General features: G+C 32.1%; 16 protein-coding genes. 10 read left to right on the top strand and 6 right to left on the bottom strand.

Annotation, left to right across the window (positions count from 1 at the left end; genetic code table 11):
* The first annotated feature begins 6 nt into the window (after nucleotides 1-6).
* From ACXAHM_RS20785 to ACXAHM_RS20775, 3 genes are all read left to right on the top strand, one after another.
* A complete protein-coding gene (locus ACXAHM_RS20785; RefSeq protein WP_474964211.1) occupies nucleotides 7-1,440 on the top strand; it encodes a TolC family protein in 1,434 nt (477 codons plus the stop codon).
* 239 nt (nucleotides 1,441-1,679) lie between these two features.
* Complete coding sequence (locus tag ACXAHM_RS20780) at nucleotides 1,680-2,114, top strand: hypothetical protein (RefSeq protein WP_474964207.1); 435 nt, start codon at nucleotides 1,680-1,682, stop codon at nucleotides 2,112-2,114.
* A 100-nt stretch (nucleotides 2,115-2,214) separates the two neighbouring features.
* Nucleotides 2,215-3,693: a hypothetical protein gene (locus tag ACXAHM_RS20775; RefSeq protein WP_474964205.1), complete on the top strand. Its 1,479-nt coding sequence runs from the start codon at nucleotides 2,215-2,217 to the stop codon at nucleotides 3,691-3,693.
* Between the two features lie 92 nt (nucleotides 3,694-3,785).
* On the opposite strand, the gene ACXAHM_RS20770 is transcribed toward ACXAHM_RS20775, so the two are convergent.
* Both ACXAHM_RS20770 and ACXAHM_RS20765 read right to left on the bottom strand, forming a co-directional pair.
* On the bottom strand, nucleotides 3,786-4,301 hold the full coding sequence (locus tag ACXAHM_RS20770; RefSeq protein ID WP_474964203.1) for a DUF2480 family protein: 516 nt from the start codon (nucleotides 4,299-4,301) through the stop codon (nucleotides 3,786-3,788).
* Between the two features lie 29 nt (nucleotides 4,302-4,330).
* On the bottom strand, nucleotides 4,331-5,173 hold the full coding sequence (locus tag ACXAHM_RS20765) for a hypothetical protein (protein WP_474964201.1): 843 nt from the start codon (nucleotides 5,171-5,173) through the stop codon (nucleotides 4,331-4,333).
* Nucleotides 5,174-5,417: 244 nt separating this feature from the next.
* On the opposite strand from ACXAHM_RS20765, the gene ACXAHM_RS20760 reads away from it, so the two are divergent.
* Nucleotides 5,418-6,623 (top strand): murein hydrolase activator EnvC family protein, encoded by a 1,206-nt coding sequence (locus tag ACXAHM_RS20760; RefSeq protein ID WP_474964199.1) that lies wholly within the window; start codon nucleotides 5,418-5,420, stop codon nucleotides 6,621-6,623.
* A 175-nt stretch (nucleotides 6,624-6,798) separates the two neighbouring features.
* Entirely contained in the window at nucleotides 6,799-7,290 is a 492-nt protein-coding gene (locus ACXAHM_RS20755; RefSeq protein WP_474964197.1) for a hypothetical protein, read from the top strand.
* A 73-nt stretch (nucleotides 7,291-7,363) separates the two neighbouring features.
* Here the strand turns inward: ACXAHM_RS20755 and ACXAHM_RS20750 are convergent, their stop codons facing one another.
* Nucleotides 7,364-10,009 carry a hypothetical protein gene (locus ACXAHM_RS20750; protein ID WP_474964194.1) on the bottom strand — a complete coding sequence of 882 codons (2,646 nt, stop codon included), beginning with the start codon at nucleotides 10,007-10,009 and terminating at the stop codon, nucleotides 7,364-7,366.
* A 513-nt stretch (nucleotides 10,010-10,522) separates the two neighbouring features.
* Here ACXAHM_RS20750 and ACXAHM_RS20745 point away from each other — a divergent pair.
* Nucleotides 10,523-11,419 (top strand): 3-hydroxyacyl-CoA dehydrogenase NAD-binding domain-containing protein, encoded by an 897-nt coding sequence (locus ACXAHM_RS20745; RefSeq protein ID WP_474964191.1) that lies wholly within the window; start codon nucleotides 10,523-10,525, stop codon nucleotides 11,417-11,419.
* Nucleotides 11,420-11,479: 60 nt separating this feature from the next.
* Here the strand turns inward: ACXAHM_RS20745 and gatC are convergent, their stop codons facing one another.
* Nucleotides 11,480-11,767, bottom strand: coding sequence for an Asp-tRNA(Asn)/Glu-tRNA(Gln) amidotransferase subunit GatC (gatC, locus tag ACXAHM_RS20740; protein ID WP_474964188.1), 288 nt, complete (start codon nucleotides 11,765-11,767; stop codon nucleotides 11,480-11,482).
* Between the two features lie 79 nt (nucleotides 11,768-11,846).
* Complete coding sequence (locus tag ACXAHM_RS20735) at nucleotides 11,847-12,593, bottom strand: lysophospholipid acyltransferase family protein (RefSeq protein ID WP_474964186.1); 747 nt, start codon at nucleotides 12,591-12,593, stop codon at nucleotides 11,847-11,849.
* Nucleotides 12,594-12,871: 278 nt separating this feature from the next.
* Here ACXAHM_RS20735 and uvrA point away from each other — a divergent pair, with 278 nt between their 5' ends.
* The 4 genes from uvrA (at nucleotide 12,872) to ACXAHM_RS20715 (ending at nucleotide 17,824) form a co-directional block, all read left to right on the top strand.
* Nucleotides 12,872-15,691 (top strand): excinuclease ABC subunit UvrA, encoded by a 2,820-nt coding sequence (gene uvrA, locus ACXAHM_RS20730; RefSeq protein WP_474964184.1) that lies wholly within the window; start codon nucleotides 12,872-12,874, stop codon nucleotides 15,689-15,691.
* Nucleotides 15,692-15,711: 20 nt separating this feature from the next.
* Nucleotides 15,712-16,272 (top strand): alpha-ribazole phosphatase family protein, encoded by a 561-nt coding sequence (cobC, locus tag ACXAHM_RS20725; protein WP_474964181.1) that lies wholly within the window; start codon nucleotides 15,712-15,714, stop codon nucleotides 16,270-16,272.
* A gap of 8 nt (nucleotides 16,273-16,280) precedes the next feature.
* Nucleotides 16,281-17,027 carry a segregation and condensation protein A gene (locus ACXAHM_RS20720; RefSeq protein ID WP_474964179.1) on the top strand — a complete coding sequence of 249 codons (747 nt, stop codon included), beginning with the start codon at nucleotides 16,281-16,283 and terminating at the stop codon, nucleotides 17,025-17,027.
* A 104-nt stretch (nucleotides 17,028-17,131) separates the two neighbouring features.
* On the top strand, nucleotides 17,132-17,824 hold the full coding sequence (locus ACXAHM_RS20715) for a spondin domain-containing protein (protein ID WP_474964176.1): 693 nt from the start codon (nucleotides 17,132-17,134) through the stop codon (nucleotides 17,822-17,824).
* A 60-nt stretch (nucleotides 17,825-17,884) separates the two neighbouring features.
* On the opposite strand, the gene ACXAHM_RS20710 is transcribed toward ACXAHM_RS20715, so the two are convergent.
* On the bottom strand, nucleotides 17,885-18,403 hold the full coding sequence (locus ACXAHM_RS20710) for a glycine zipper domain-containing protein (RefSeq protein WP_474964174.1): 519 nt from the start codon (nucleotides 18,401-18,403) through the stop codon (nucleotides 17,885-17,887).
* Between the last annotated feature and the right edge of the window lie 186 nt (nucleotides 18,404-18,589).

Raw genomic sequence — 18,589 nt, 5'->3', positions numbered from 1 at the left:
ACGAAAATGAAAACTTACCCAACAATATCGCACATCACTTTACTTACAATTGTCAGTTTATTTATCTCCCTAACCGGCTGTAAAGTTGTAGGTCCTGACTTCGAAAAACCTTCAACTGATCTTCCTGATGAATATTATTATCAACAAGACAGCATCATGAATGACACCAATGTAAGAATGTTATTTGATGATGAAAGACTTCAAAATTTTATTGATTCAGCTTTAGCTCAAAATAAAAACTTAGAGGTTGCCATTTCTAGAATTGAACAAGCAAAGTATCAATTAGGAATAACAAAGACACAAGCATTACCACAGTTTAATTATAATGGTAATCTAAATCTAGGAAATGATACAGATAAAAATACTCAATTAGGTGCAGGAGCAAATGCTTCGGTAAGTTGGGAACTTGACTTGTGGGGTAAATTTAAAAGAGGAAATGAGGGTGCTTGGGCTGAATATGCACAAACTGTATATGGTAAAAGAGCACTTGAACTTAGTTTGGTTACAGAAGTTATTGATGCTTACCTTACCATTTGCAACTATAACCAACAGATAGAAATTACTGAAAATACAATTGATTTACGTGAAGATCAACTTGAATTAATGCAAAGTAGATATGATCATGGTTTGATTTCTGACCTTGATTATAAAAGAAGTAAAATTCAATTATTAGATGCACAATCTCTTCTACCTCGATTACATCAAAAACTTCGTTTAGCAAATAATGCATTATGTATTTTGATGGGAATTAGTGTTAGAGATTTAAACATTACACAAGATTTAGATCATTTACTACAGCCCATTGCTATTACTCCTGGCTTACCTGCTGATTTGCTTTCAAAAAGACCTGATATTCTTCAAACTCAAGAAGCCGTAAGATCTGCCAATTCTCAAATAGGGGTAGCACAAGCTTTGCGTTTACCAAAGGTTTCATTAACTGGTATGTTTGGATTAGCTAGCGATAATTTATTTAGTTTTAATACACTTCACCCGGTAGTAGGAAAAGGTGGTCTTGATCTTTTTGGTCCTATCTTCAATTACAAAAGAAATAAAATGAATGTTTCTTTAGCTGAAGAAATTACTCACTCAGTAAAAGTAGAATATGAACAAACTGTATTAAATGCATTAAAAGAAGTAGAAGATGCTTTAGTAAAGATTGAGAATTTAAATGAATTGACTTCTGTTTCACAAGAGCAACTTGGAGAATCAACTGAAGTGAGAGATTTAGCATTAGAAAGATATTTTGGTGGATTGGATGATTATGATAGTGCTATCAATACGCAACAAGATTGTTTTGGACTTGAATTAGATTTAGCAGAACAACATTTAGATTTACTTCTAGCTTATGTGGAATTTTATAAATCCTTGGGTGGTAGTTGGAAAGAGGAAACGGAATTAGAATATCATATGAAAAAACATGAAGTCTTACCTCATAAATAAAAACTTAGGATTGTAATCAAACAAGACATTTTTGTAGTCTAACACTAAGCTTCATTGCATCTTTTTGTAGTGAGGCTTAGTTTTTTTAGATTGAGCTAGACCATTATTAATCAATCGATTAAAATACATCCAATTATCAATTTTTATTACATAACCTGTTTGCTATTGACTTGAACTATTTACTCTTATTTTCTTTTAGGGAGACAACCCTTACATGTTAAAAACCTATTTAGTGACCTATGAAAACCTTAGCATTATTATCATTTATAGTTTGTGTAACTTTCACGACTTCAATGGCTCAAGATCCTATTTCTAACGAATCTTTCGAGAAGTACTGGAATTCTCTGTCTGAACATAATCATCAATACTCTGAACAGAAAAAATATGAGGAAAAGATAGAAATCAAAAAAATTAAAGCATTGATTCATCAAAGTATTCAAAATGAACTCAGAGAAGTTAAAATTTTAAGTAGTGACGTAATCACTAATTTTGCTGTGATTGAAGATCATTTTCATGCTGAATTTGAAGCATTAGGTTTACCCTATACAAGATATGAGCATCATGAAGAAAGAGGTAATATTCCTTTGGAACATTGGGTAAATCATCATGCAAGAAAGATTATTCAACATAAAATGGCTCGTGTTGAAAAAGAAATCAAGGAATTTTATGATTGAAATCATTAGAAAATTTTTATCAAATGAGATTTTGCACCTTTTTTATGAATCAAGAGTAAAATATCTTTGTGCGATGAATTTTATCAACTCTATCTAAAAAATGAAAAAAATTTTATCCGCACTATTGTTTATTTCTATCTCATTATCAACTTTCGCTCAAACGGCGGAAGAAAACAAAGAAGAAGCAAAACCGGAAAAAACTCCATACGAAAAATCTGTTGATGTATTTAAAAGAGGTTTACGCCTTGATTTAAATAAAGACAAAACGTCCTATTTTAAAACAATCATCGGTATTCAAACCTGGTGGAGAATGGGTGAAACTAACCCTGGTACTATCAATAAATTGTCTGAAGAGCCAATCTCTAATTTTAGTGATTTTGCAATGCGTCGTATAAGAACGATGTTTTATGCAAATATCGAAGGTAAATATCTACTCTTTGCACACTTTGGAGCGACAAGTGATGGTACTTATTCTAATATTAATACCAATGTCTATGTTCATGACTTTCAAGGGCAATTAAAAATAGCTAACAAAAATTATCTTGGTGGTGGTATCCACTTTTGGCAAGGTCTATCTAGATTATCGAGAGTAGGTTCCAATAATTACCTTATCCTTGACAACCCTGGTTTCAATTTTCCTGAAGTAAATAGAACAGATGCAATTGTTCGTCAAATGGGAGTATTCGCTAGAGGTGTAACACTTGGCAAATTAGGTTATCAGTTTTCTGTCAATAAACCAATTATTTCTGCTGATGATGGGGCACCAACTTATAGTGGCAAACCAATGTCAGAAAATGAAATGATTGACGCCTATAATAAAGTTGATAATAATGGTAATAAAGTATATGCAAATGCTCAAATTGGGAATACATTCTTACTAAAGCAAACCAATTACAATTATAACGGTTACTTATATTGGCAATTTTGGGATGTAGAATCTCAATCTGTTTCTGGTGCTAGTCAGATGAATTATTTTGGTCAAAAAAGAGTATTAAATATTGGTGCTGGTTTCCAATATCAACCTGGCGGTACAGGAACTTACAGAAAGGATGATATGGGCAACTTATATGTTGAAGAAAATAATGTATCAAAATTCGCTGTAGATGTATTTTTAAGTTCACCAATTGGTCATAATGGTGGTGGATTTACAGGTTACGCAGTGTATTATAATTACAATTACGGTGAAGATTACCTGAGAACTTCTCACGTGTTAGGAGGATTTGCAGGAACAGATCCAAATGCCGATCAAGTTTCACCTCAAGGTGTTGGTTTCTCACAATTTTCACACGGTACAGGACATATTTTCCATACTGAATTAGCCTATACCCTACCAAAATCGATTTACAACTCTGAAAAGAAAATCCAGCCTTTTGTTGCCTTTTCATATAAAAATCTTGAAGGTTTAGACGAAGATTCTTTCCAAAGTGACTATGGTGTAAACTGGGCAATTATTGGGCAAAATGTTAAACTATCAGCTCAATATTCTCTTCGTCCTGTTTACATGACTAATGAACAAGGGTTAAATACAGTTGCTGATCATGCAGGTTTATTTGTAACTCAATTACAATTAAGAATCTGATAAGATTTGAATGAAGTACTTATAATATAAAAAAAATAGTCTACCATTTTTCTAAAACATGGTAGACTATTTTTTGCTCAAAAGTTTAATGCTTAACTCTTTTGTCTTGGTTTTTTATAGATAGGAACAGTACTGCAAGGTTCTCCAAACATGATGTTTTTTGCAACAGGTCTCAATCTTTCTGTAATATCAACATAAGCAGTTACCGGCACTTCTTCCTTACTACATCCTTTGACCACTACAGGTTTTCCTTCAAATTGGGTGATATCTAAATCTCTAATCGCCTTCTCGAAAAGCTTTTCTTCTAATCTTGATAAATCTCCGAAAACAATAGTAGAAGCATATTTCTCTAAACGAGTCGTCAATAACATATATGCCCAAGTTGGGATTACGACATCTTCAGAACATGTAATCGCAACATGTTTATCTTGATATTGAGACCAATCATGTTCTTTTAAAAATGCTCTAAAATCTTTTTCTCTTAGAATTAATCCCTGAAAAAGTTGTTCTTTTATATCTATCAGCACACGTTCACCTTCTATTCTAATATCTTCTAAGTCAAAAGATATCAAGGCACTTTGTGCTACTCTGTTTACTATTTCGTCCATATTACAAAGGTCTATAGTTTATATTAAGTCTACAAATCTGATGTAAGATCTTTCTGATAGAAATCACAAACCAAGGCTTCTCCATTAAATTCCATCTTAAAACGAGCAAGTCCTTCATTTAAATATTGCCCATCATTTTCAGAAGAATGTCCAAAGTCGATATACTTATAAGTATTAGTTCTCACTAATTCTGATAAAACGGCATCCAATACTTTAAAGTTTTTTCCTTCAGGAGAATTGACAGAATATTGAATCTTACAAACATGAGGAGTGAGAAATAATAAGACTCCTCCTAGCATAATTCCATCCTTAAAACCTGCGAATAATTTAAATTGTTTTGGAAACCTTTCTTTTAATAGTAACAACTCTTCTAATGAATGAGTGGGATCCAATTTGTATTTCGTATTCAGATTTTTCTTGAGTAAAGCATAAAAACACTCAAGATCTTTAGCTTCTTTTATTTCAATTCCATTTTGATGAGCTACTTTTATATTTCTTTTTTTTGCTCCACTAATGATTGAATTTTCTTTTTTAATCACTGTACTAAAATCTCTTCTCACTAATTTCCATTGATTCTTAAAAAGAGCATAAACATCCTCTTCTCCTTGCTCAGATTTATAGATATAAGGTATTACTTTATAGCTAATCGAAACTATATTATTTTCTTTATAGTACTTTTCTATAGCTAGAATAATATCAATAATCTTCTGAACAAAAGTTCTTTTTTTATAAAGTAAACCGCCGAATGTTAAACCTCCATGTGAAGAAATTTGTAGTTGTTTTACTGAAGCAGGAAATAAAGCCACCACTTTCCCTTTTTGATCTTCAATGATCAAACTATAGTCTTCAAATCGATCTTTATGATATTCCATAAAGGATCTTTGAAAGAAAAAATGTTGCTGCATACAACTTTCAACAAAAGCATTCCAGCGGCTTTTATCATTCGAAGTATACTTTTTTATATAAAATTCCTGTTTCAATTGTTAATTTCTTAGATATATACGATAAATTATACGGATGTATAGTAATTTCATGATTATAAAATTAAGTAAATATCATTTTCATTTTTTATCTATAAAAATCTTTTTTTGAACTAACTCTAGAGTTTATCATTTAATGAAAAAAATTGTTTCAATACTTTTAATCCTTTGTGGCATCCATCTCAGTGTTTTTGCACAAGATGATATTCAAAAAGCAAAAGAAAAAATTGCTAAAACGAAGGCTATTTTGGATGATACCCAATATCAAAGAGAAGCTTCTATGAGTGAACTAAATGATATTGAGGCTCAAATAGAAGGTAGAGAACATTATTTAGCTCAAATTCAAAAGAGAATAACTGAGGCTCAAAACGAAGAAAAACAAGCCATTATCGTTGCTGATTCTTTGAAAGGTAAAATTGTTGTTTTAAAAGAGGAATATGCTGAATTAGTATATGCTGCCTACAAAACAGGAAATGACTTTCAACAACTTGCTTATATTTTTTCTAGTGAAAACTTTACACAATTCGTTCGTAGAGCAAATTACCTCGAACATTATAAAGATGTACGAAAGAAGCAGATCTTAGAAATAGAACGCTCACAAGAGTTATTAGAAAATAAAAAAATTGAGATTGAAGCAAGAAATAAAGAAGCTTTAGCACTTTTGACGGAAGAACAAGTACAGCTTGATCAACTTGTAAAGCTAAAATCAAGACAGGCTATTGTAGTCAACGAATTAAGATTAAAAGAAAAAGAACTAACTGCACAACTAGAGAAAGAACAAAAAGCACTAATTGAACTTCAGCGTCAAATGTTGGCTATCACCTCTTCAGTAAATAATCAAAAAGAAGAGGATCCTTTTGATGAAGAATTTCCTACTGAGGAAACTGCTAAAACCGAAACTGTTACTGCAACCACCGTATCAACTAAATCTTTTCAAGATACAAAAGGCGTCTTAGAATGGCCTGTAGATGGTGGTGTAATTACTAATAGGTTTGGTATTCGACCGCACCCAGTTCTTACAGGTGTAACAATAGAAAATCATGGTATTGATTTAAGGGTAAAGGCTAAAACAACAGTTAAAAGTGTTTATAGTGGAGTAGTTACTGCTGTGACTAAAGTTCCAAATCTTCAAAATGTAATCATGGTAAGACATGATAATTACTTTACCGTTTATTCTAAATTGAGTAAAGTAAATGTAAAAGTTGATGATGTAGTTTCTAAGAACACAAAATTAGGAGAGGCTGGAGAAAATTTAGATGGCTTCTTTGAAGTGCAATTCCAAATATGGAATATGGACGGTGAAAAACTTGATCCTGAAGAATGGTTGGCTGAAAAAGATTAATAACATTACTATTCCTAGAATTACACCACACAAATAACGAATCGAATTTAATTCTTCATATCTTATCACGATTTGAAATAAAAATATCAAATTTCAACTTTTTTAAGAGTTGAAGATGAACTCTTCATGCTTTCTCTCGTTAGACATTTGAAGACAATTAACAATTAAAGATATTATGAAAAAACTTATTGGTACTTTTGTAGCTGTACTTACATGCTTAAGTCTGTTTGCTCAAACTCCCTCATTATCTAATAAAGTTCAAGGACAAGATATGGATTTTGAAACCATCAAAACACTTATCAAAGCTGAGAAAAGAGCTGTACTAAAAGAAAATATGAACTTATCTGAAGCTGAAGCTGAAAAATTCTGGCCAGTATATGATAAATATGAATATGAACAAGGTCAGTTATTGAATGAGCAATATTCCCTATTAAAACATTATGCTGAAAACTTTGAAACATTAGACGAAAAAAGTACAGAAGAACTAATGAATTCAAGTTTCAAGATGAACAAAAAAGAAATCGCTTTAAATCAAAAGTATTTCAAGGAAATGAAAAAAGTGGTTTCTACTCAAACTGCTGCTCGTTTCGTTCAAATTGTAAAGCAATTAAATACAGTTATTGATTTAAGTATGACACAAGAACTTCCTCTAGTGAATAACTTGTAAATCATTTCTTCAAAATAAAAAAAAGCCATCCCAATGTAAATTGAGATGGCTTTTTTTTAAAGTAGATGACCTGCTATTTCAAATCACTAAGTATTTTGTAGTGATAAGTAACTCCTGGCTTTCCTTTATCTCCTCCTTCTTTTTCCATTGATCCTGATCGACCATCTGTTAAGGTTATAGTTACTCTTTTATTGTTATCAGTCCATGTATAACCATCTATGCTAGCTACATTTGTGATCTCATTTCCTTGTTTATCTTTCAAGAAAATCTCAATATAAGAATCATCTTCACCAGTTGCAGAAGTCATTAACTGACCATCTTTAATAGCAATCCAATTTTCGCCTTCACCGTGTCTTACAAATTGATGATGAAATTCATTAGTTACTGTAGGTATTCTTTCATAAGGAACTGCCTTAGCAAACCACATTTGGCAATAGAATACTTGAGTAAATGGAATCATATATTTTTCACCATCTATAGTATAGATCATATTAAAATCGAATCCATTTCCGATATCTTCCCATCCAACCCATTCGTAAGTAAAGTCATTGGCACTGTATGAACCTTTATTATTTAATTTAGGTTGAGATAGAATTGATAGGTTTTTCATAGAAGTACCGCCAGCTCCCCAAGTTTGGTGACGAATACCCTTTACAGTACAATCTTCTCTAATTTCATATCCATGAAGTCTTCCATCAATTTGTGCGATAAATGTTCCTATCACTTTATTTTTCTCATGTACTGGCTGACCTGAGAACATATCCCTTTGAGCAGCATCAAACATAAACACATCTACGACTTGCGCTGCAGTTGGAATTTGATAAGCAGCAACACCATCAAACGTTTTATCAGGACCTTCTAAGAAGCTTTCTGGTGTAATATCACATGGTAAACCTGTTAAATCACCTGGGATTATCACATTCATTGGGTTGTCATAAGCAGCGACAAAGTTGACATCAAAACCATCAGCAGTTCTCGAGTTATTATCATTGATCATCACCCATTGGAATTCTCCTGATAAATCTCCTAATAAAAATTCATTATTGGCAACTGAAGCATCTCCTAAAGAAACCCAACCTGCATCATTTAATAAATCTTCGCTGAAATACCTTGCTCCTGCATTATTACCTAACAAGATAGATACTTCTGCTTTTTCTTTATATGAATTATAAGCATCATCAATCGTAGCATACTCTGCCTGTCTATTCCATGTTGTCTCTACTACTTGAAGTACAGTATTTGAATTAATAGCTACTGATGTTGGGAACCTCATTAAAATATATCCACCACCAAGAGAAACGAACTTAGATCCATTTCTGCTATAATCAGCAATATCAGCATTTGCAGAATTTCTTCTCGATTCCATTGATACATTATGATTGTCTTCAGATAAATCAAGAACATCATATTGTTCAGCTTTCATACCAGGACGATATAATTTAACTTCAGCATAAGTATGATTTAAGTATCCAGCTGATTCACCTCTGTACCAATCATCATAATATTCACCATCAATTTCTCGATTGCTTAAGGCATCATCATTATTTGTGTTTTTATCAAACGACTGAGTAGAAGCCATATCACCCCAATTATGGTTTGGCATTGGATCTCCATTAACATCTACCATTAATATATCTGATGCTAAAATGTTACCATCTAAAGTTCTTAACTGGAAATAGTTACTCTTATGGTGAGATGTAAATACCATATTATCACCCGTTAAAGCTGCTCCGGTTACTCTACCTGCACCTCTTCCTGATTCACCATTTTTTGGAGAGTTTAGATCTCCGAAAACTTTTCCAGCATTGAAACTAATACTCATATTAGCGTAATCCCATTCTAAATCTAAATAGATTGCTGTACCACCTTTCCATTGAGAGAATGAAATTAATCTTTGTTGTTCAAAACCGTCTGTTTCTTCTGAATTTTGAGTAAACAAGATATCACCTCCTCGGAATTTCACCTTTTTAGGATTGAATGCTTCTACTTCTTCAAAATAATCATCATCATCTCCATCTTCTGAAGATTCAACAGCTACACCTCCTGAAAAATTGTAATGTAAGGCATGAACCCAATTTTGGTCATCAGGCAAATTATCTTCTCTGTTCCATATTTCTTTCCAGATATCTTTACCTGTATTAATTCCTGAAGGATCTGTAGAACCATTTCCTCTATCTGAAACTACTCTAAAGAAACCTGCCTTTCCAGCTATAAATAAATAGCCTTCCTGATCAACATCTACTTGAGTAATACCTCCTATTTTTTGCATTAAGAAGTTTTTGTAACCTTCTCCGTCAAGGTCACTCCTTTCTATATCAAATCTTGCATCCCCTTTGTAACCTAATAACAGTGATGATTTCACCAAACCTGTTTCAATTTCAATAAGGTAAACTTTACTTTTTTTAGCAACCACAACAGTTAAGAATCTATTATCTGGTGATACACACATGTGACCACCTTGTGGTATTGGTATAGAGGTTTGCAATTCTGTAAGTGTTGCATCTCCTTCTAAACCTTGGAAATCATAATCTACTTCATAGATAGTGGAAGCTCCATTTGCCGAATTTAAAAAGAATACTCTTTGATTAAACGGCATTCTGATATTGGAGAGTTCATCATTTTGGGATAGTGATGCATCGGGTTCATCAACAGTGCGTTGACAAGCGATACCAGCAATAATTAGTAGAAAAAAGACTCCTACTTTAGTCAGCGTTTTCATAAGTGAAATTTGAAATTAATTAAAATGGATAAAGCGAAAATGTTCATCGAAGGATTGAAAGAAAAATCAATTGTCTAAATAGATTGGGTAAACAAAATGTATAAAAATAATTATACTTTCATTCGTTAGCTTGTTATAATAGACAGTTATCCTTGATTACGATTATTCGGTTTAAATATTAAATAGTTATATAAGTTTTTAATAGTTTTAATAAGTATTACATCTAATCATATATAGTCAATTTAGGATTATAAATTGACTTTTTTAGATTATTCTAATTTGAGTAATAATTTTTGAGTATTTAATAATTTTCCTCTTCAAATGTATATATCGATTGCTAAGTTCACAATTAAAAAATGAACTTTTTTAAAAATTCATTAACATTTATTTATATAACGAAATAATAAATTTTAGGTTACAAAAAAACTTTCTTCTTTTTGTACAAATTTTACCTATATTTATAATGTACGCTCAATGATAAATTAAACTAGAACTACTTCAGTAAATAGACTTATGCATCTTAACAAAATAACAATAGCAGGTTCTGGGACATTAGGTGCTCAGCTTTCATGGTATATTGCTATGAAAGGGCATACTGTGACATTATATGATATTTCAACATTAGGAATTGAAATTGGTAAATCACTACATCAAAAGTTCGCTGTTATTTTTCGTAAAAAACTTTCTTTACAACCAGAAGATTTAGAGCTTACCTTCTCACGAATTACTTATTCCGAAGAAATAGAAAATGCTTTAGATGAATGTGATTTATTAATAGAATGCATTCCTGAAAGAATGGATGCAAAAAAGAATTTTTATGAAGAGATATCACCTATTATTTCCCCTAATACGGTTGTAGCTTGTAATACAGATTCTTTTATACCTAGTAATTTAGTTCCTTTCTTTAAATATCCGGAACAGTTAGCAGGCACTCACTTTGCGAATACTTTGTGGGAAAATCCTTTGGTCGAAATCATGGGGCATTCAAATACTAGCCCTATTGTAATTGAAACTATGATAGACTTGGCAAAAAGCCTTGAGGTCATGCCCATCGTTCTTCAGAAGGAAAATAGTGGCTTTATTATGAATTCACTTTTGATTCCTATGTGTTCATCAGCCCTCTCTATGTTGGAAAGAGAAATTGCAGCCATGGAAGATATTGATAAATCATGGATGGTTATTGGTAACAAGTTTGGACCCTTTGCAATTATGGATGCTGTAGGATTAGATACTGTTTATAATATAGAAAAGCATTGGGGAGAAAAACTTGGTGATAAACAACGTTCAAAAAATGCCGAATTTCTATTGAATCACTACGTAAAACATGGTAAAATAGGTATAAAATCTGGTGAAGGGTTTTATAAATATCCTAAACCTAATTATACAAAAGAGACATTTTTAAAAATCTAAATATAAAGGCCACTTCATTTATAAACTATGAAGTGGCCTTTTCAATAATTCTATTAATAGTTAATCTAATACTTTAGGTACTCTAAAGAAATCAGCATCTTTTTTAGGAGCGTTCATTAAAGCATCTTCATGACTCAAAGTATGTTCTGCTTTATCTTCTCTCCAAACACTTTGTTCTTGCGTCATATGTGTTAAAGGTTCAACACCTTCTGTATTTACTTCTTCTAACTTAGCTACCCACTCCACGATTTCATTCATGCTTTTCAGCATTTTCTCTTCGCTCTTATCGTCTAATTCTAATCGTGATAAATGGGCGATTTTCTCGATTGACTCTTTATCAATAATCATAAAATAAATAGCTTATTTTTCAATTTAAAACACTAATAACGTTATAATTTACCAATATCGTAAATTATAATGCTTATTTTTACAATTTATATTCCTTAGGATATCTTGATTTTAATTCTCCTTCAATTGTTGCTTTGACTTGATTTCTCAATTGAGGAATATCTTTTAAAGTCATACCTTCTGTCGAAATAGGTGCATGTTGTACTAAAATCAGTGGAGTCCATTTCAAATAAGGTCCTAAAGCAGGCCAAATTTTCCAATTACTAACAATCGTAATTGGTACGATTGGTTTCTGTGCCCTTATGGCTATAATAAATGCTCCATCCTTAAATTTATTGAGTGTAGGTGGAGTTCTATTTTGAGTACCTTCTGGAAAAACACCTAAACTAAATCCTTGATCAAGTTTGTTTAAGCACTTTCTAAACATCTCCTCTGTTTTTTCTGGATTTCCTCTATCTACACATATATGTAGATTCCTAAACATCCAGCCAAATAATGGAGCTGTTGCTAAACTTCTTTTACCAAGAAAAACAACAAATTGATTGACAATTAATTGAATAGCTGGTATATCTAAAAATGAAGTATGGTTTGATACAAAAACATAAGGTTGACTATTATCTAATTTCGTTTTTCGAACCCTTTTTACGGGGATAAAAATCATAATATAGGTAAAAAGTGCCCAAAGTCTATTGATAAAAAAAGTAGCTTTTAATAGCTTCTTATTTGAGGACCAAATGATGATGGCAAATAATGGATAAAGTAAAATTAAACCCAATGCAAACATACTCACCCCCCATATCAAGTATAATCTTAGTATAAATCCCATTGCGAATGAAAGTTTTAATCTTGTTTGTTAGTAGTATTAGAGTGTTTAAAAAGTTTAATCAGTGAATAAAAGATCACTAATAAGGTAAGTCCAAAAATCAGCAAAAGTATTCTCATTAAAAAGAAACCTTTCTATTTTTTGGTACTTTTTTATAGCCTATTTGAATTTCCCATTACTTTTCTCGATTTCACTACTATATTTTCTCAAAACATAGCCAATATTTATTGGATAAAGCTTAATTTTATATTCTGTAGTCATAGTACATATCCATTCTTTTTATGCAATCAGTAGATAAGTTAAATCCTAAGGAATATATCATCGTTAAAGGTGCAAAAGTCAATAATCTAAAAAATGTTGATGTTGCAATTCCTCGAAATAGTTTTGTTGTAATTACAGGTGTTTCAGGTTCAGGAAAATCATCCTTAGCTTTTGATACTTTATTTGCAGAAGGACAAAGAATGTATGTTGAAAGTCTTAGTTCTTATGCCAGACAATTCTTAGGAAGAATGGAAAAGCCTGAGGTAGAATACATCCGAGGTATCTGCCCTGCCATTGCTGTAGAACAAAAGGTCTCAACTAAAAACCCTCGATCTACAGTAGGTACTACAACTGAAATTTATGACTATTTGAAGTTACTTTTTGCCAGAGTGGGTAAAACTTATTCTCCTGTATCTGGACAGGAAGTTGCAAAGTCATCTGTCACTGATATTGTCAATTATATCTATTCTTTTGATGAAGGGAGTAGATTTATTGTTTCTTGTCCTTTAGGATTACAGGAAGGAAGAGAAATAGATGTAGTACTGAAATTATTACTTCAACAAGGATTTACCAGAGTCATCCGAAAAGGTACAATTACATATATAGAAGAACTTTTAACTGACATTGAAAAAGGTGAAAAAGTTACTTTGGATGAATTAGAAATGCTGATTGATAGAAATGCGGTTAAAAAAGGAGATGAAGAAAATCAATTCCGTGTAGCGGATTCTATTCAAACGGCATTATTTGAAGGCAGAGGAGAATGTAAGATCGAATTTGTGAGAAAAGGTGAAGATAGTATTATCAAAACTTTCTCTGATAAGTTCGAAGCTGATGGGATTATTTTTGAAGAACCAAGTGTCAATTTATTTAGTTTCAACAATCCTTATGGCGCTTGTAAAAGATGTGAAGGTTTCGGTAAAGTTTTAGGCATCGATGAAGATCTTGTCATTCCTGATAAATCTTTATCGATTGTTGATGATGCCATTATTCCATGGCGAACTGAAACAATGAAGAAATGGTTGAAACCTTTATTGGATTCTGCTCATGAAACAAATTTCCCTATTTTCAGATCTTACAATGAATTAACTATTGACGAAAAAGATATTCTTTGGAATGGAAAAGGGAAGTTTAAAGGAATCAATGCTTTCTTTGATCATTTAGAATCTAAAAAACATAAAATTCAATATAGAGTAATGCTTTCAAGATATAGAGGTCGTACTTCTTGTCCTGAATGTCATGGTTCTCGTCTTAGAAAAGATGCTTCTTATGTCAAAATAAACGGTAAGTCAATCGTTGATATTGTATTAATGCCAATTAATGAAAGTGTTACCTTCTTTGACACAATTGAATTAAATAAACATGATCATAAAGTCGCTGATCGATTACTAGCAGAAATCAAGAACCGACTTAAATATATGAATAAGGTAGGATTAGGCTATCTTACTTTAAATCGATTGACTTCTACCCTATCTGGAGGTGAATACCAAAGAATCAAATTGGCGACTTCACTTGGAAGTGCTTTAGTTGGCTCAATGTATATTCTTGATGAACCAAGTATTGGACTTCATCCTAGAGATACACAAAACCTTATTTCTGTTCTTCTCGAATTAAAACGACTAGGTAATACTGTAATAGTTGTTGAACACGAAGAAGAAGTAATGAAAGCTGCCGATCAAATTATTGATATTGGGCCAGACGCTGGATCGTATGGTGGTGAACTTCGTTTTCAAGGAACAATTGAGGAAGCGATTAAGCATCCAGACACTTCTCATACAACAAAATATTTAAGTGGTAAAGCTTCTATTCCTACTCCTACCAAACGTAGAGAATGGAAAGAATATATTGAACTTAAGGGGGCTAAAGAAAACAACCTAAAGAATGTGGATGTAAAATTCCCATTAGGTACTGTGACTTGTATTACGGGAGTTTCTGGTTCTGGTAAATCGACATTAGTCAAAAAATGCCTTACTCCTGCTGTTTTAAGGGCTTTGGGTCAACATACTGACGAGAAACCAAAAGTCGATCAAGTAAGTGGTAATATATCTTCGATTAATAGAGTAGAATTTATTGATCAAAATCCAATTGGTAAATCTTCAAGATCTAATCCTGTTACCTATGTAAAAGCTTATGATGCTATTCGTGAATTATTTTCAAAACAAGAATTAGCCGTCAAAAGAGGCTACAAACCAGCATTCTTTTCATTTAATGTAGATGGAGGACGTTGTGAAGCTTGTCAAGGTGAAGGAACTACAAAAATTGAAATGCAGTTTATGGCAGATATTTATCTACCATGTGAAAGCTGTAATGGAGATCGTTTTAAAAACGAAATATTAGATATTAAATATAAAGAAAAAAGTATTTCTGATATTTTACATTTAAGTGTAGATGAAGCTGTTGAATTCTTTAGTGATCAAAAGAAAATTATACAACGTCTTCAGCCATTATTAGATGTTGGATTAGGTTATGTTCAATTAGGACAATCCTCTAATACTCTTAGTGGTGGTGAAGCACAACGTGTAAAATTAGCTTCTTTCTTAGCTAAAGGAACGCTTAAAGAAAGTGAGAAAGTACTTTTCATTTTCGATGAACCAACCACAGGTCTTCATTTCCATGATATCGATAAATTAATGAAATCGATTAATGCACTTATCGATAAAGGACACTCTGCAATTATCATTGAGCATAATGTAGAAGTCATCAAAACAGCAGACTGGGTTATTGACATTGGGCCTGAAGGAGGAAAAAATGGTGGTAAAATTGTTTTTGAAGGGACTCCTGATGATCTTGTAAAAACAAATGATGGATATACAACACAATATCTGAAAGCAATCATGAACTAACTAACTTCGATACCATGAGCATGAAAATCTATCTTATCAGACATACTACACCTGATATAGATGCTAAAAAAACACTTTACGGACAAAGTGATCTGGATGTTATACATTCTTTTGAAGAAGAAGTAAAAACTATTCACGACACTCTGGACCACACACTTTTCAACCGAGTCTATTATAGTCCATTAAAACGATGTAGACTTCTTGCTGAGGCTCTTCATAGTGATTTTAAAATTGAAGAACCTCGATTAATGGAAATCTCTTATGGTGATTGGGAAATGAGTAAATTTGCAGACATTAAAGAGGATTTAAGTGAATGGTCAAAATATTTTGATCATAAACCTGCTCCTAATGGAGAATCTTTGATGGATGTAAAAAGTAGAGTGCTTTCCTTCTGGAATGAGACAATCGAATACAAAGAAGGAGAAAAATTTGCCTTAGTAAGTCATGGAGTTGTCATGCGTATTTTATTAACTCATTTTTTAGAAATGCCTTTGAAGAATATATTCAAAATTCAGTTTAACTTTGGCAAAGTTATAGAACTTACAATGAACGAAACGGGACGAATCAACTTACATATTTAATTTTTATCATGAGTTTTGAAATCAATCTTCCAATATTTGAAGGACCTTTTGACCTTCTTCTTTTCTTTATTCAAAGAGATGAATTAGATATTCATGATATTCCTATCTATAGTATCACCAATGATTTTATGGGATATATGGAAGATATGGAAAGGTTAAATATTGAATTGGCGAGTGATTTCATCGTTGTAGCAGCAACTTTAATGCGTATTAAAGCGAAAATGCTATTACCCCGTGTCGAAAAAGATGAAGAAGGAAATGAAATTGACCCAAGAGATGAATTGGTAAAACACCTTCTTGAATACATGAAATATAAATCTGTTTTGAATACTCTAGAAGAGTGGGAAGCAGATATGTTGGACCGTGAGAAAAGAGGAAATATTCCTGAAGAGATCAAGCAAAAAGAAGAAGAAATTGGTGTAGAACAAGAACTTCAGGACATTGATTTATTTAAACTCTTAAAGTTCTATCAGAAAGCAATATTCCGTGCAGAAGAAAGAGATAATGCTCCTCGACACCAAGTAATTCCATACCCATATTCTCAAGAAGAACGTCAAGATACCATTCAAAAGAGATTAGAAACTCGCGAAAAATTCTCTTTCATGGAATTAATTCAAGAAGATTTTAATAACGTTTCTATTGTTTTTAATTTCCTTGCTGTACTGGAATTATTGTCCCAAAATAAAATTACGATCGAGGTCTATGAAGGATTTAACAACTTTGATATCAAAAGATTAGATAAATCAGTCGCTTAAATTTATTTTTCAAAATAATGTGAATTTCATCACATTTTATCTCTTTTCATTTTTATACCTTGCAGTAACGATTAATTAAAATTACTACTTATTACTGCTTTACTATGAGATATTTAATTCTACTATTTTTACTACCCTTATTGATTTTAGGATGTGATGAAGAAGCTTCAGTACAACCCCAAGATGATGCTTCTAATCAAACTTTTGATTCAATCTATGTTACCTATAAAGTAACATATCAAGGGCAATGGACTGCATCTTCACACCCCTTAGATTATCCAGATAATACTCATTTTTCAGGTGCAATAGGCATGACACATAAAGCAGGTATTTCTTTATTCCAAAGAGGTCAACTAGCATCTCGTGGCATTAAAGTTATGGCTGAAGTGGGTCAAAAATCTCCGTTAACTGAAGAAATAAATAGTATCATTGAACAAGGCAATGCGGATCAATTAATCAGTCAACCTATGTTATCCACCGGTACTTCAAAAGTAGAATTTGAAATTCAAATTAACCCTGAAAATAGTTATGTAAGTATCGTTTCTATGATTGCACCAAGTCCTGATTGGTTTATTGCAATAGAAGGATTACAACTTTATGAAAATAATGAATGGATTGAAGATATAACAGTAGAACCTGTACATTATGATGCCGGTACTGATAGTGGTGATACATTCAATGCACCAAATATGGAAACTACTCCCCAAGAAAATATATTTGAAATTGTCTCTAATCCATTAGGAAATGGTCATCAAGTAGAAAACCCAGTTGCGACTTTCAGATTTCAAAAATTATAAAATAAAAAAGGTTATCTCCTGCATCTTGAGATAACCTTTTTTGCATTATTAATAGCTTTCTTATTGTACGTTATAACCTTTTCCTGTCATACACGCGCTAAAAGCTTTATTAAAGTTACTTTTTAGTTCTTGCTCTTGTTGAGAAGCAGCTTTATTATTAGCTTCTTGTTCTTTAGCGTCTCCATAAACCTTCGCTCTTCTACCACGAAGTCCACCAACCACTGAACCAATAGCAGCACCTTTTCCTGCGTCTCCTGCAATTGCTCCGATAGCAGCTCCAGCAGCAGCACCTCCTGCAGCACCAACTACCATTGAACCATCTGCTGATGTATCCGCTTGCTTTGCTTCTACTTTTGTAGGATTCATAGGATCATAACCTGTTTGTTCAACAGCCCATTTATAACAAGCCATTTCATCAGCATCTAAAGTTGCTTGATCTTGACCATCTGATGGAAATACATACAAACCTAAACTTTTTGCGATAGATGTATTTACTTGTGTAGTATTTGTTGCTTCTTGAGCATGAACATTAAAGATTGTCATTAAAATAAAGCTAGATAGTAAATAGATTTTTCTCATTTTTATAGAATTAGATTCCTTCGTTTAATTAAGTTGTTTTGTTTAACGACAAACATTATAATTAAACTATCAAAATATGATTAAATACTATTATATATCAATAGTGTCCTAAACGTTTTCATTTTCTGAAAAAATGCACGTTTAAGCTATTATTATTGTATAAAATCATTCAATATTAAAATAAAT

This window comes from Flammeovirga sp. AWQ4_249 (assembly GCF_056161045.1).
This window is presented reverse-complemented; position numbering and strand designations above follow the sequence as displayed.